This is a genomic window from Natronococcus sp. A-GB7, assembly GCF_029688865.1.
Taxonomy (GTDB): Archaea; Halobacteriota; Halobacteria; order Halobacteriales; family Natrialbaceae; genus Natronococcus.
In genome coordinates, this window is sequence record NZ_JARUKV010000008.1 from 106472 (window position 1) to 121851 (window position 15380).

At 67.9% G+C, this 15380-nt stretch carries 9 protein-coding genes; 2 read left to right on the forward strand and 7 right to left on the reverse strand.

What is annotated here, in order from left to right; genetic code table 11:
* Positions 1-4: 4 nt before the first annotated feature.
* From QA609_RS09240 to thyA, 6 genes are all read right to left on the reverse strand, one after another.
* On the reverse strand, positions 5-2218 hold the full coding sequence (locus tag QA609_RS09240; protein ID WP_278302310.1) for a thioredoxin domain-containing protein: 2214 nt from the start codon (positions 2216-2218) through the stop codon (positions 5-7).
* A gap of 112 nt (positions 2219-2330) precedes the next feature.
* Positions 2331-3059: an alanyl-tRNA editing protein gene (locus tag QA609_RS09245; RefSeq protein WP_278302311.1), complete on the reverse strand. Its 729-nt coding sequence runs from the start codon at positions 3057-3059 to the stop codon at positions 2331-2333.
* A gap of 125 nt (positions 3060-3184) precedes the next feature.
* Positions 3185-5947: an aconitate hydratase AcnA gene (gene acnA / locus QA609_RS09250; RefSeq protein ID WP_278302312.1), complete on the reverse strand. Its 2763-nt coding sequence runs from the start codon at positions 5945-5947 to the stop codon at positions 3185-3187.
* Positions 5948-6114: 167 nt separating this feature from the next.
* The gene (locus QA609_RS09255) at positions 6115-6963 is read right to left on the reverse strand and encodes a fructosamine kinase family protein (protein ID WP_278302313.1); all 849 of its coding nucleotides are present in this window, start codon (positions 6961-6963) and stop codon (positions 6115-6117) included.
* A complete protein-coding gene (locus QA609_RS09260) occupies positions 6963-7496 on the reverse strand; it encodes a dihydrofolate reductase (protein ID WP_278302315.1) in 534 nt (177 codons plus the stop codon). The genes QA609_RS09255 and QA609_RS09260 overlap by 1 nt, the downstream gene beginning before the upstream one ends.
* Entirely contained in the window at positions 7493-8506 is a 1014-nt protein-coding gene (thyA, locus tag QA609_RS09265) for a thymidylate synthase (protein ID WP_278302316.1), read from the reverse strand. The genes QA609_RS09260 and thyA overlap by 4 nt, the downstream gene beginning before the upstream one ends.
* Before the next feature lie 411 nt (positions 8507-8917).
* On the opposite strand from thyA, the gene QA609_RS09270 reads away from it, so the two are divergent.
* Both QA609_RS09270 and QA609_RS09275 read left to right on the forward strand, forming a co-directional pair.
* Positions 8918-10474 carry a ribonuclease H-like domain-containing protein gene (locus tag QA609_RS09270; protein ID WP_278302317.1) on the forward strand — a complete coding sequence of 519 codons (1557 nt, stop codon included), beginning with the start codon at positions 8918-8920 and terminating at the stop codon, positions 10472-10474.
* Positions 10475-10476: 2 nt separating this feature from the next.
* A complete protein-coding gene (locus QA609_RS09275) occupies positions 10477-13182 on the forward strand; it encodes a DEAD/DEAH box helicase (RefSeq protein ID WP_278302318.1) in 2706 nt (901 codons plus the stop codon).
* 16 nt (positions 13183-13198) lie between these two features.
* Here the strand turns inward: QA609_RS09275 and QA609_RS09280 are convergent, their stop codons facing one another.
* Complete coding sequence (locus tag QA609_RS09280) at positions 13199-15247, reverse strand: prolyl oligopeptidase family serine peptidase (protein ID WP_278302319.1); 2049 nt, start codon at positions 15245-15247, stop codon at positions 13199-13201.
* Positions 15248-15380: the final 133 nt, after the last annotated feature.

The window sequence follows — 15380 nt, forward strand, 5'->3', positions numbered from 1 at the left end:
GCTTCTAGAAGGGAACGTCCCCGTCGTCCAGCTCTCCGCCCGTCTCCGGCTCCGCGAGCCAGTCGAGGGCCTCCTCGACGTCGTGGGTCGGCGGCGAGCAGGTTCGATTTCTGCAGACGTACAGCGTCGGCTCGCCGTCGCGAGCCTCGCGTCCGGCCCAGATCGGTGGTGCGTCCGCGAGTCCCAGGCGGTCGAGCCATTCCTCGAGCCCCTCGGCCGTCGGCGGTCGGAGCGCGAACTGCCGATCGGGCAGGTACCGCGAGCCGAACGCCTCGCGCCACTCGTCGGGCAGTTCGTCGGCCGCGACCGTGATCTCGAGGGCGCCCGACTCGAGGCGGTCGGCGGCGAGACACAGCGTCACATGCTGGAGCGAATTCGACTCGAGGCGGCCGGCGTGGGTCCCCAGGACCGACGCGGCGATCCCCTCGAACTCGTCGTCCTCGCCGGCAAAGCCCTCGAGCGCGAGCAGGGTCTCGACCGCGACGCCCGCAGCGGCGGGCGTCGACTGGTCGGTTAATTCCTGGGGCCGAGTCACGAGCGACTCGCCGCTTTCCGGCGTGAAGTACAGCGTCTCGCGCTCGGCGTCGTAGAACTCGGCCTCGATGCCGCGGGCCAGCTCGAGCGCGAAGGCGAGGTGGTCGACCTCGCCGGTGGCCTCGTAACAGCCGAGCGCGCCGCGCGCGAGGAAGGCGTAGTCCTCGAGGTAGCCATCGACCGCCACGTCCCCACCGTGAGACTCCGTCTCACGAGCCTCCGAGCGTGGCTCGGAGACGTCCTTGTACCGCCGCGAGAGCCGTCCCTTGTCGGCGTCCCAGAGCCGATCCCGGACGAACTCGAGGGCGTCGACCGCCATCCCCGTATAGCGATCCTCGCCCAGCGCGAGGGCGGCCTCGGCGCAGGTCGAGATCATCAGACCGTTCCACCCTGCGAGCACCTTCTCGTCGCGGTTGGGACGCGGGCGCTCCTCGCGAGCCTCGAACAGTTTCTCGCGTGCGCTCTCGAGCCGCTCTTCGACCTCGCGTTCCTCGAGATCGAACCGATCGGCGAGTTCGGAAATCGAGGCCGCGAGGTTGGGCTGGCTCTGCCCCTCGAAGTTGCCCGACTCCGTGATATCGTAGCGGGCACAGAAGAGGTCGGCGTCGAGATCGTCTTCGACGGCCGCCCGCACTTCGTCGGGCGTCCAGACGAAGAAGGCGCCCTCCTCGCGCTCGCCGGTTTCGGGGTCCTCGCTCTGGGCGTCCAGCGTCGAGAAGAAGCCGCCCTCGTCGTGGGTCAGCTCCCGGGAGACGAACTCGAGGGTCTCCCGGACGGCGTCGGCGTACCGTTCGTCGCCGGTGAGCCGGTAGCCCGCGAGCAGCGCCCGAGGAATCTCGGCGTTGTCGTACAGCATCTTCTCGAAGTGAGGGACCGTCCAGTCGGCGTCGACGCAGTACCGGTGGAAGCCGCCGCCGACGTGGTCGTAGAGCCCGCTCTCGATCATCGCGGTGAGCGACCCCTCGAGGACCTCGCGGTACTTGTCGCGTCCGGTGCGGTCGTACGCCCGGGCGAGGACTCGCAGCCGGGCGGGCTGGGGGAACTTCGGCCCGCCCGAGCCGAACCCGCCGTTCTGGCGGTCCGCGCTCCGGAGGGCGGCGTCGGCCGCCCGCTCGAGGACGTCGCTCGAGGGCGGTTCGGCGGCGCCGACCGAGTCGGGCGTCTCCTCGAGTTGATCCCTCGCGGCCGCGGTCCACTCGTCGGCCCGGTTCTCGATCTCCTCGCGGTCGGTCTCCCAGGAGTCGGCCAGTCCCTCGAGCAGGTCCAGAAAGCCCGGCTGGCCCCGCTTCGAGTGCTTCGGGAAGTACGTGCCGACGTAGAACGGCTTTCCTTCGGGGGTGAGCCAGGCCGACAGCGGCCAGCCGCCCCCGCCGCTGACCAGCTGACAGACGGTCATGTAGATGCTGTCGACGTCGGGTCGCTCCTCGCGGTCGACCTTGATCGGGACGAACTCCTCGTTGAGGAGTTCGGCGACCTCCTCGTCCGCGAAGCTCTCCTCCTCCATGACGTGACACCAGTGACACGCCGAGTAGCCGATCGAGAGGAAGATCGGTTTGTCCTGTTCGCGCGCGGTCTCGAGGGCCCGCTCGTCCCAGGGCTGCCAGTTGACGGGGTTGTCCGCGTGCTGGCGCAGGTAGGGGCTCTCCTCCTCGTCGAGCCGATTGCGCTCGGTCGGGGTGGTCATGGGACGCCCTACGGCCGGACACCGGAAAAGCCCGACGTACCCGCGAACGCGACCACAGGCGTGACGGCGCGCTCGAGCCCGCGCTCCTCGTAACTGGGACGCGGCCCGTCGTTCAGGCCGGCTCCTCGAGTTCGAACTCGATCCGCGCTACGTCCTCGCCCTTCGACACGTGGTCGGTAACGGTTATTCGGCCGATCTCGCCGAGTCGCGAGACGTGGGTACCGCCGCAGGGACAGAGGTCGAACGCCTCGATCTCGACCACGCGGAGCGGGTCGACGGAGTCCGGGATCAGATCCAGCAGCGCGCGACCCTCGTCGACCGCCTCCTCGACGGCCGGCCGCGGACGGTTCTCCTTGGTAACTGGGTGGTCGCGCTCGATCGCCTCGTTCGACCGTCGTTCGATGCGCTCGAGATCCTCCTTGTCGAACGACGCGGGCTCGAAGTCGATCCGCGACCGGTCCGGATAGACCTGGTTGCCGGCGGTGCCCGCCCCGTACTCCTCGAGGACGACGCGGGAGACGACGTGTTGGGCGGTGTGCATCCGGCTCAGTTTGCGGCGACGGTCCTCGTCGATCCGACCCTCGACCGTCGTTCCCTCGGGCGGGAGTTCGCCCGCTCGAAGCTCGACGTCGTGGCGCACGTCGCCGTGATCCTTCCGGACGTCGACCACGTCCGCGCGGCCGCCGTCCCACTCGAGGACGCCGCGGTCGGCGGGCTGGCCGCCGCCCTCGGGATAGAAGTAGGTTCCGTCGAGGAAGACGCTGTCCTGGCCCGTCTCCGTGATCGTCGCGGTGAACGCTGTCACGTCGTCCGCGTCGGGGAGGTATCGCAGATCGGTCATCGATCGACGTTGTGCACGGAACGCCAAAGACGCTGACGCTCACGCTCACTCTCCGACGGGACGCCCCTCTCCCTCGCGCTCGTCGGGTTCGGGCGAGCCGCCAAAAGAATCGGTGTCGGTCGAGCTCAGTTCATCTCGTCCTGTAGCAGCCGCCGCAACACGAGATGCAAGACGCCGCCGTTCTCGACGTACTCGACCGCCATCGGCGTGTCGACCTGCGCGGTCACCGTAAACTCCGTCGTCTCGCCGTCGTCGTCGGTGGCGGTGACGGTCAGCTCGGCGTTGGGCTCGAGACCGTCCTCGAGCCCCTCGATCGTGTACTGTTCGTCGCCTGCGAGGCCGAGCTCTTCCCAGCCCTCGCCGTCGTCGAACTGCAGCGGGAGGACGCCCATCCCGATGAGGTTGTCGCGGTAGATCCGCTCGTAGCTCTTGCCGATGGTCGCGCGGATTCCGAGCAGGTCCGTGCCTTTCGCAGCCCAGTCCCGGCTCGAGCCGGTGCCGAGTTCGATCCCGGCCATGACGATCAGCGGGGTGTCCTCCTCGCGGTAGCGTTCGGAGGCCTCGAAGACCGTGGTTTCCTCGCCGGTCGGGTGGTGGATCGTGTACCCGCCCTCCTTTCCGTCGAGCATCTCGTTTTCGATCCGGACGTTGGCGAACGTCCCCCGCATCATGACCTCGTGGTTCCCGCGGCGAGAGCCGTAGGTGTTGAACTCGTAGGGTTCGACGCCCTGTGCGGCGAGCCAGCGGCCCGCGGGCAGTCCCTCGCTGAACGGGCCGGCGGGGCTGATGTGGTCGGTCGTGACAGTGTCGCCGAGGGTCAACAGCGCGCGAGCACCGTCGACGTTACCGACGCCGGGTTTCTCGAGCGGGAACTCCTGGAAGAACGGCGGCTCGCGGATGTAGGTCGACTCCTCGTCCCAGTCGTAGACGTCGCCCTCGGGGGCGTCCAGGGCCTCCCAGCGCTCGTCGCCCTCGTAGACGCTGGCGTACTTCTCCGCGAACATCTCGGGGGAGACGCTGTCGTGGATCGTCTCGCGGATCTCTTCGGCGTCCGGCCAGACGTCCTCGAGGTACACCTCCTCGCCGTCGTCGTTCGTGCCAAGCGGCTCGGTCTCGAGGTCGACGTCCATCTTCCCGGCGAGCCCGTAGGCGACGACCAGCGGCGGACTAGCGAGGTAGTTGGCCCTGATCTTCGGGTGGATGCGGGCTTCGAAGTTCCGATTTCCGGAGAGAACGCTCGTCGTCCAGAGGTCGTGTTCGTCGATCGCGTTCTCGATCGGCTCGGGGAGCGGCCCGGAGTTGCCGATACAGGTCGTACAGCCGTAGCCGACGACGTGGTAGCCCAGTTCCTCCAAGTCGTCGAGCAGGTCCGCACGCTTCAGGTACTCCGTGACGACGCGGCTCCCGGGTGCGAGGCTCGTCTTGACGTAGTCGGGCACCTCGAGTCCCTGCTCGGCCGCGTTGCGGGCCAGCAGGCCGGCGGCGACCATCACCGACGGGTTCGAGGTGTTCGTACAGCTGGTGATCGCGCTGACGAGGACGTCGCCGTGGCCGATTTCGACCTCGGTACCGTCCTCGAGCTCGACGGGAACTTTCTCGTCGAGTGCGAGGCCGGGGTCGGCGTCGGTCGCCTCTGCGGCGGCCGCGCCGCTGCCGTCACTGATGGCGGGCTCGCCGCCCGCACCGAGCACGCCCTCCTCCTGTAGCAGAGCCGGGAAGTGCTCGTCGAGGTCGCCCATCGGGATCCGCTGGTGGGGCTTCTTGTGGCCCGCGAGGCTCGGTTCGACCTCTCCGAGGTCGAAATCGACGGTTTCGGTGTATTCGGGCTCCTGTTCGCCGAACAGGCCCTGGGCCTCGAGGTACTCGCGGACGAGCTCGACGTGGTCCGGATCCCGTCCCGTGAGTTCGAGATACTCGAGGGTCTTCTCGTCGACGGGGAACATGCTGATCGTCGACCCCTGCTCGGGAGCCATGTTTGAGATGGTCGCCCGATCCGCCACGGAGAGCTCGGCGACGCCGGGGCCGAAGAACTCGACGAACTTGTCGACGACGCCGACCTCGCGGAGCCGTTCGGTGATGTGGAGCACGAGGTCCGTCGCCGTGGCGCCCTCGGGGAGCTCGCCCTCGAGGCGGACGCCGACGACTTCGGGCAGGCTCATGTTTATCGGCTGGCCGAGCAGGGCGGCCTCGGCCTCGATTCCGCCGACGCCCCAGCCGACGACGCCGATGCCACCGATCATGGGGGTGTGGCTGTCGGTGCCGACGAGCGTGTCGGGGACGAGCCACTGCTCGCCGTCGTGCTCGCGCTCGTGGACGACACGGCCGAGGTGCTCGAGGTTCACCTGGTGGACGATCCCCGTTCCCGGCGGAACGACGTTGAACTCGTCGAACGCTTGCTGTGCCCACTTGATCGCACGATAGCGCTCCTCGTTTCGCTCGTACTCGATCTCGACGTTCTTCTCGTAGGCCTCGGCGCTGCCGAAGTGGTCGACCTGGACGCTGTGGTCGATCACGAGGTCACAGGGGACCTCGGGTTCGACGACCGTCGGATCGACGCCCTTTCGGTCGGCGGCCGAGCGCAGCGCCGCGAGGTCCACCACTGCCGGAACGCCGGTCAGGTCCTGCAGAACGACCCGCGACACCGTAAACGGTACTTCGGCGTCCGGGACGTCCGGCTCCCAGGATGCCGCGGCGCGGATCGACTCGGCGTCGATCTGATCGCCGTCCGCGTTTCGCAGCACCGACTCGAGCAGGATCCGGATGCTCACCGGCAGCTTCTCGAGCTCGCAGAGCCCCTCCTCCTCGAGGGCCGTGAGATCCGCCATCTTGTACGTCTCGCCGTCGTGTTCGAACTCCCGGATCGCCTCCGAGAACTCATCAACTACCATATTCGAGCTGCGAACCCGTGGTATTTGAATCCCTCGAGAATATTCCCTAGAGAACATATACTCCCTATATTTGGCGGCTCGGCGGACCGTTTCAAGAACTCGAGACGTCCGGCGGGAGCGCGCGGTGGCTCGAGGGTCGCTCGAGACGTTCGTTCGCCGGGCCCGAGTTAGTAGCCGAGTTGGTCGAGGGTCGCCTCGAGTCGGCCGGGGTACCGACCGCCGAAGAGGTGAGCGTGAACCAGCAGCGGATAGAGCCGGTAGACGTACCGCCGCCGCTCGAAAAAGCCCGCCTCGATCCCCCGGCGTTCCCGGTAGCGCTCGAAGAAGGGGTCGCCGAAGGTCCCGGTCCAGTCGACGTAGGCGAGTTCGACCTCAGGATGGGCGTAGTACGTCGCTGGGTCGAGAAACGCCGTCACCGCGCCGTTTCGCGAGAGGACGTTCGTGGTCCAGACGTCGCCGTGGATCAGCCCGGGCGCCGCGGGCTCGGAGAGCAGGTCCTCGAGCTCCGAGCGGAGGGTCTCGAGGCGTTTCGCGAGCGAGGTCGACAGCGATCCCGACTCGAGCGCCAGGTCGGCGACGTGTTCGAGGCGCTGCTCGCGGTAGAAGTCGATCCAGGAGTCTGTCCAGGGGTTCGGCTGGCGAACGGGACCGGTGAGAGTGTCGCGTTCGAATCCGAACGCCCCGGCCTCGACGTCGTGCAGCCGAGCCAGGTGGTCCGCCGCGTTGCGCGCGACGGCGGGACCGTGATCCGCCGTTCCCGGGACGTGCTCGAGGACCAGCAGGTCGGGGCTGGCGTGGTAGACGGCGGGAACCGGGAGCTCGCTCTCGTCAGCCAGATACCGAAGCATGAACGCCTCGACCTCGAGGGGCGTCTCGCCCGTCTTCGCGACCACCGACGAGCCGTCGGCCAGCTCGACGCGGTGGACGGACCCGATCTGACCGCCCTCGAGCGCGGTCGTGTCGACGACGTCGCACTCGAGCGCGCGGGCGACCGCGTCGGCGATCGGCTCCCCCATTACGCCTCGCGGACGTACTCGACGAACGCGAACCCGTCGCGCTCGTCCCGATCGACCTCGGTCCAGGCGTCGCGGTCCCAGTCGGGAAACTCGGTGTCGCCCGCCGGATCGCGGTCGACTTCCGTGACGACGAGTCGATCGAGAGCGGGAAGGAACCCCTCGTAGACCGTCGCGCCGCCGGCGACGAACGCGGTGTCGACCCCGCCGTGGCGGTTCTCGGCCGCGGTCTCGGCCTTTCGAAGCGCCTCCTCGAGACTCCGCGCAACCACGGCGTTCTCGGGGGTCTCGAGCTCCCGGCTCGTCAGCACGACCGTCGTCCGACCCGGCAGCGGCTCGCCGATCGCCTCGAGGATCCCCTCGTACGTTACCCGCCCCATAATCACCGGGTGGTCCATCGTGGTCTCCTTGAAGTGTTGCAGATCCTCGGGGAGGTGCCAGGGCATCTCGCCGTCCCGCCCGATGACGCCGTTGTCGGCGACGGCGACGATCGCGGCGAGCTCGAGCTCGGTCTCGAGAGCCGAAGCGTCGGTCATTCTGCCACCGCGAACCGAAGCCCCTCGTGGGAGTCGTACCCCCGCAGCTCGAGGTCAGCCACCGAGAGATCGTCGATCGAGGCGTCGCCGATCTCGAGGGTTGGTCGCTCGAGTGGTTCCCGGGCACACTGCTCGAGCAGGCCAGGGACGTGGTCGAGCCGTTCGTCGCCGTCGGCCTCGGCGGGGGCCTCGCGCTCGAGCCATTCCCGGATCTCGCGGTACTCCTCCGTATCGTCGACGTCGGCGAGCCGGGACTGGAGGGCCTCGAGGTTGTCGGCGTACCACTCGCCGCGCTCGCCGCGGCCGCAGTAGACGTGGGCGTCGACGACGGTGTGGGCGAACGTGCCGGGCTCGAACCCGGTCTGTCTGGCGACGACCTTCGTCAGGAGCGCGTAGGCCGCGATGTTGAACGGCACGCCGAGCGCGACGTCGCCCGAACGCTGCGTGAGATGGCAGTTCAGGCGGTCGCCCTGGACGTTGAAGACGAAGGAGTAGTGACAGGGCGGCAGCGTCGAGACGGCGGCGTTCGCGGGGTGCCAGGCGTTGACCACGAGCCGTCTCGAGTTCGGCGAATCGGAAAGCGTGTCGACGACGTACTGGAGCTGATCGAACGTTCTTCGATTACCCTCCTCGGTGACCCAGCGATGACTCTCGTCGGGCCAGCTCTCGCCCTCGAGCTGACTCTCGCCGTCGGGAACCGGATAGCGCCGCCAGAACCGGCCGTAGGCGGTGTCGAGTCGGCCATCGTCGTCGGCCCAGGCGTCCCAGATCTTGGTCTCCTCGCGCAGCTCACGGATGTGCTCCTCGCCCGAGAGGTACCAGGCGACCTCGTGGAGCATCGAGTTCCACCGGTAGCCGTCCATCTTCTTGGTCGTCAACAGCGGGAACCCCTCCTGGAGGTCGACCTCGTAGTGTTCGCTGAACGACGAGATCGTGTCGACGCCGGTCCGGTTGGGTTTGTGGGTCCCGTCCGAGAGTACCGAGTCGACGAGCTCGAGGTACTGATGCATTGTAGCTACATTTGAAACGGTCCGATAATGGGTTTGCGCTTCAGCCTCGTCGATGGATTCGGTTCACCTGTCCCTCGAATACAACGAGTCGAGCTTTTTGGCACCAGATAATGGCTGATACCGAGTCGGATATCAAGAAGCAAAGAGGTTGGTCTTCGGACAGGCTACTATCTGTAGGTCAGCAGTAGTTGCCTTAGCTCACGCCACTGCCATTCCAAGTCTGAAGGCACCGAGCATCAGGGTGAGGATTGCGATGACCATCATGGTCTGTTGGTAGTTGTCCATTCGGATTCACTGGACCTATTCGTTTTCTTTGAGGTCCGGATAGCCAGTCGGATCGCCCGTACAAACGCCTTCACTTTCGCCGTGCTGTCCAAACCCTCTTTGTCCGCCCACCCTTCTCCCCGACCGATGACGAGTCACGCCGGGGCCCGCCTGCTCGCCCTTCCGCCGTCAGCCGTTCTCGGGCGCCCGGCCGAGACCCTCGCGGACGTCGATGCGACCCTCGAGCCCGACGCGGTCTGGCTGCTCGGCCCCGAACGCGAGGCGCGGGCCTTCGCACGGACACGACGGGAGTTCGACACGCCGGCGTTTCACCCCCCGCTCGAGACGAACGACGGACCCGTCTCCAGACAGGCTCTCGGGGCGGGACTCGAGGTTGCAGTCGTTCGAAGTATCCGTGCGCTTCGTGCGTCTCCTGCGGACGTCTCGAGGGCGCTGTCCGACACGCGTTCGAGTTCGACCCCGATCGCGGTCGTCTGTGACGACGTCACGACGACGACGCGACCGACGGCGCTCGAGACGACCCTCGAGGGGGCGGCCGAACTCGCGGCGGCACTGCCGACCGGTCGGGTGACGGCCGTCCTGACCGGGGGTCTTCCCGCCGACTACGACGAGCTGTGGCACCTCGAGGCCGAGACGGGCGCGGTTCGGGCCGTCGAGCACGAGCCCCAACTCGAGTGTGAGCCGGCCGGCGACGACTGCGTCTCCGTTCGGGTTCGAGGTGTCGGTCCCGTCGAGGGCTACGGCGGATCGGCGTCGCTCGCCGTCCTCGAACTCGACGAAACGGGAGTCACGACCGTCGACACGTCCGATACCTCGAACTTCGGCCTCGAGGCGGTCACCGGCATCGGTCCGAAGACGGCGAAGCGACTCGCCGACTCCGAGGTGACGACGCGGGCGGAGCTCCTCGAGACGCCGATCGACGAACTCGCAGATTACCCCGGCGTCGGTCGGGACGGCGCACGCCGGATGCACCGCCACGCGACCGTGCTCGAGACGAACGAACCCCGGCGACTCACCGGCGAGTCGCTCCCGGGCGAGGGCGGGCGGCCCCCGCTGTGTCTCGATATCGAGACCGACGGACTCTCGCCGACGATCCTCTGGCAGATCGGGGTCTACGACCCGGTCGACGACTCGTACCGTGCGTTCGTCGAGCGCGACGACCCGGACGATCCCGCACCGGTGCTCGAGTCGTTCTGCGACTGGTTGTTCGCCAGTCACCCCGACAGGGCGCTGCTCACCTGGAACGGCTGGCGCTTCGACTACCGCCACCTCGGGTCGTTCGTCACACGCCACGTGCCGTACTACGCCGACGAGTGGGAGTCGGTGCCGAAGTTCGATCTCTACGACTGGGCCGTCCGCGAGGGGCACGCCCTGTTGCCGGGTCGGACGAACCGACTCGATGACGTCGCCGGCGCGCTCGGCTACGAGGGCGGCGGAACCGGCCTCGACGGCGCGCAGACGGCAGCGGCCTACCAGCGGTTCGTGCGAACCGGCGAGGAGCTCGACTGGGATCGCCACGAGGCCTACTGCGAGGACGACTGCCGGGCGCTGTGGCACGTCTACGACCGGCTCCGGGGCGCGCCGCGGGCAGCGGATCCGAGCGACACGTCTCCAGCGGACGCCGACGGAGCGACTCCCACCGGAACGTCGGGAGGCGAACAGACCGGACTCGGTGATTTTTGAGCATGAATACGGACGACACCGCGGACGAAGACGCGATCGGGCCAGCCGACGGGAACCGGGGCGACGTACCGATCACCGGCGACGAGCTGCTCGAGACGTTCCCTCGGTACCGCGACGACGAGGACGTCTCCGTCCTCGAGATTCCCGGCCGTGAGGCGTCGACGGTGCCGAACGACGAGGTCCTGCGGCCCGAACTCGCCGGCCCCCTCGAACAGGACCTGTACGCCCACCAGGCCGAGGCGCTCGCGGCGCTCGAGCGCGACGAGAACGTCTGCGTCGCGACGAGCACGTCGTCGGGAAAGACCCGGATCTACGCCCTCGAGATCGCCCGGAACGTCCTCGAAGCGCGCGCTCGCGGCGAGCGCTCGACCGCGTACGTGCTGTACCCGACGAAGGCGCTCTCGCGGGATCAGGAGCGGGAGCTGAACGACTTTTTCGAGCAACTGGGACTCGACATCTCGGTCCGAGTGTACGACGGCGACACGGACCCCGGCGAGACCCGACGGCAGATTCGCGAGGAGGCCGACGTGATCATCTCGAACTTCGCGGGCGTGAACACGTACCTGCACGATCACGACCGCTGGGCGCGCTTTCTCTCGAGCTGTGAGCTCGTCGTGATCGACGAGTCCCACACCTACACCGGCGTCCACGGCATGCACGTCGCCTGGGTCCTCAGACGATTGAAGCGGGTCCTCGAGTACTACGGCGCCGACCCGCAGTTCGCGCTCACGAGCGCGACGATCGGCAACCCCGGCGAGCACTCGAGCGCCCTGATCGACGAGCCAGTGACGGTGGTCGACGAGGACGGCTCGCCCGCGGGGCCACGAGAGCTGGTGCTCTGGAACCCGCCGGCTCGAGCGCGAGCAGACGGTGCGGACAGCGATTCGACGACCACCGGCGGGAGCGAGGACGAAGCTGACGACGCCGTCGTCGACCGCGTTCCCGCGAGCGTCGAGGCGCCGAAGCTCCTCTCGCACCTGTGTTACCACGACGCCCAGACGCTGCTGTTTACGCCCTCGCGGAAGCTCTCCGAGCTGTCGATCAGGCGGGCGTCGACCCACCGCCGCGACCGAAGTCGGTACTACACGAACCCCGATCGGGGGAGCGAAATCGAACCCTACCACGCCGGCCACTCGCGGACGAAACGCCACGGGACCGAACACCGACTCAAGACCGGTGCGCTCGACGGCGTCGCCTCGACGAACGCCCTCGAGCTGGGGATCAACGTCGGCGAGATGGACGCGACGGTCCAGCTCGGCTACCCGGGCCAGCGCCAGTCGTTCTGGCAGCAGATCGGCCGCGCGGGTCGGGGAACGAAGCGGGCGCTCTCGGTGCTCGTAGCGGGGCATCGCACCCTCGATCAGTACGTCGCGAACAACCCCGACTACCTGCTCGAGACCGACGTGGAGGACGCGGTCGTCGACGTCGATAACGACGCGGTGTTCGCCCGACACCTCCTGTGTGCGGCGGACGAACTCGCCCTCGAGGAGGCCGACACGGGCGCGTTCGCCGGGCGCGAGCGACTCGAGGGCGCCGTCGAGATGTGGCGCCGCGCGGGTCGGTTGGCGGGCCACCTCGAGACGGGCGTCTCCTACGTCGGCCCGCCCCGCCCCCAGGGGTCGATCTCGCTGTACGCGACGTCCGGCGAGGAGTACGTCGTCGAACTCGCCGACGGCGTCGACGAGCGACACGATCCCGAGATGGAGCCCCTCGCCGAGGAGCGAGTCCTGCGGGACTTCCACGAGGGCGCGATCAGGCTCCACGAGGGCCAGCAGTACGAGGTCGTCGGTGTCGACCACGACTCGCCCCGGCCCACGGTGACGCTCCGACCGACGGACGCCGACTGCTACACCCGAACCCGGACCGACGTGACGGTCCTCGACGCCGTCCCGGAGGAGTCCCGCGAGATCGGCGACTTCGCGCTGCACTTCGGACGCGGACGGGTGTTAGTCTACCACGGCACCTACGACCGGGTCGACGTCGACAGCGGCGACCCGAAGGAACAGGGGATCCCGACGGAGAACCCGCCGCTGTCGATCGAGACCCAGCTCTGCTGGCTCGAGGTGCCCGACCGCGTCGAACGGGCGCTCGTCGAGCGCTACCGCGAGTTCTCGCTCGAGGACGAGGACGGGGACGGAGACGGAAACGAACCCGCGGCGACGGCCCACCTCGGCTACGCGGGTGGACTCCACGCCGCCGAGCACGCGACCATCGGCGTCGCGCCGCTCGAGCTGATGGTCGACAAGCGCGATCTGGGCGGGCTCGCGACGCTCTCGATCGACTCGCACCTCGAGCGGGAGCGAGGCGAGAACGGGACGACGGGTGAGCGGGCTCCGCGCAACGTCGCCGCGGCCGAGGCCACCGTCAGAGAGATCGCCGACGGCCTCGAGCACGAGCCGAAAAGCGGCTGGTTCATCTACGACGGGATCGACGGCGGACTCGGCTTCTCGCGGGCGATCTACGAGAACTTCGAGGCCGTCGCCGAGCGCGCACGGGAGCTGATCGCGGACTGCGACTGCGGCCGCGTCGACGGCTGTCCGGCCTGCGTGATGGACGACCAGTGTGGCAACGACAACCAGCCGTTACACCGCGAAGCCGCCGTCGACGTGCTGGATCGGTTGCTCGGAAACGAGGACCGGGAGGCGCTCGAGGCCCCCGCCGAGACCGAACCTGGCGGTGATCGGCGGCCGCCGTTGTTCTACTCCTGAGCGTCTCGCCCCGCGGCTACGGCGCGACGTACTCGACCTCGAGTCGGTCGAAGCAAAACGACCAGAGGTCGAGCTGTTCCTCGACGACCATCCAGGTCGGCTTGCCCGTTCCGTGGCCGGTGTCGCGGTTCGTCTTGCAGAGGAACGGGCCGCCCTCGACCTCGTTCTGCATGCGGGCGGCCATCTTCCAGGCGTGGACCGGGTGGACGCGCGTATCGCTCTCGGCGGTCTCGAAGAGGACGGCGGGATACTCGGGCCCACCGTCTTCGGACGGCTCGAGGTTGTGGTACGGCGAGTAGTTCCTGATCCACTCGTACGCGTCGGGATCCTCCGGCGATCCGTACTCGCTCGTCCAGGACGCGCCGAGCAAGAACGTGTGGTAGCGAAGCATGTCGAGTAGGGGGACCTGACAGCAGACCGCCGCCATCAGCTTCGGCCGCTGGGTCAGCACCGCACCGACGGTCAGCCCGCCGTTCGAGCCGCCCCGGATCGCCAGTCGATCGCTCGAAGTGTACCCTCCCTCGATCAGATACTCGGCCGCGGCGATCATGTCGTCGAACGTGTTCTGTTTGTTCTCGTGGCGAGCCGCCTCGTGCCACTCCGTGCCGAACTCGCCGCCACCTCGGAGGTTCGCCTGGACGTAGACCCCACCCGAGCGGAGGAACTCCCGTCCGAACTTCTGAAAGGTCGGCGTCAGGCTGTTCTCGAAGCCGCCGTAGCCGTACAGCAGCGTCGGACTGTCGCCGTCGCGCTCGAGGTCGGCACGGTGGACGACGAACATCGGAACGTCGGTGCCGTCGGCCGACTCGTACCGAACCTGCTCGACGGTGACGTCGAACTCGAGGGCGATATCGGGGCGGTCCAGTTCCGAGACGTCGCCCGCCTCGAGGTCGTAGCGAAACACCGCGGGCGGGTGGTCGAACGACTGGTAACTGAAGAACGCCTCGGGAGCGTCGCGATTGCCGCTCAGTCCGGCGATCGTTCCCTTCCCCGGAAGTTCGACGGATCGCAGATGGTCGCCGCCGAGGTCGAATACCTCGAGATCGGAGACGGCGCTCTCCTCGTACTGCACGAGCAGTCGGTCGTCCGTGACGGTCGCGTCTTTGACGATCCCGTCGCGCTCGGGGACCGCCTCGGGCAGCGCGGCGGGGTCGACCTCACCAACGTCTCCGGAGAGCTCGAGCTCGAGGAATCGGTAGAAGGGTGCCTCGAGGTCGGTCCGCAGGTAGGCAGTATCGTCGTGGATCAACGGCGTGTAGAAGTGCTCCGAATCGGTGATGACGGGCGTCAGATCCGTGTCGCCGACCTCGGCGTAGAACAGATCGCTTCGCTCCCAGCCGGTCACGAGCGCGACGAGCAGGTGGCTCCCGCTCCTGTCGGTGGCAAGCAGCGGCCAGGTCGCGGGATCGTCGACCTCGCGGACGAGCTCGTCCGCGTCGAGGGCGTCGCCGTGCTCGTGGTAGCAGATCTCTTTCTCGAGCTGGCTCTCGCCGGTTAGGCCGGTACGTCCGTAGTAGAACCCGTCCGGCGTCCACGCGAACATGCCGGGGTTCACGCGACCGAGATCGGTGAGCTCCTCGCGGACGGTTCCGTCGGACACCTCGAGAACCGTCACGTCGTACAGCTCGTCGCCGTCCTCGTGGACGCCGTAGGCGAGTCGCTCGCCGTCGGGAGAGACGGTCCACCAGCCCATCGACTTCGTTCCGTCGTCGCTGAACTCGTTGGGATCGACGAGGACCGCTCGGTCCGACTCGAGTGACTCCCGGACGTACAGAATCGGCTGGTCGTCCTCCGGTCGCTCGACCTCCTGGAAGTACCCCGTCGGCGCGGCCGTCACCGTTCCGTAGTCGGTCGTCCGCGCGAGCGATTCGAAGCGCGGCCGTAGCTCCTCGCGAACGTCGATCGACTCGAGGAAGGCGTCGGCGTACTCGTTTTGGCGGTCGACCCAGTCGTCGACCGCCTCCCCGCCGTCCTCGAGCCAGAGGTAGGGATCGTCTACGAGGTCGCCGTGTCGTTCGTAGCTCGTGTTTTTTCGCTTCGTTGGCGGGGGTCCAGCCGGGTTCATACCGACCGTATTCGATGCTGACACCTTGAAGCGACCGGTCGCGGAACCCCACTTCCGGTCCGAAAGCGCTCCTCTACCGGGAGCCCGCCTCGCTCGATCCGCCGTTCTCGACAACTGCACCGCTCGAGGTCTC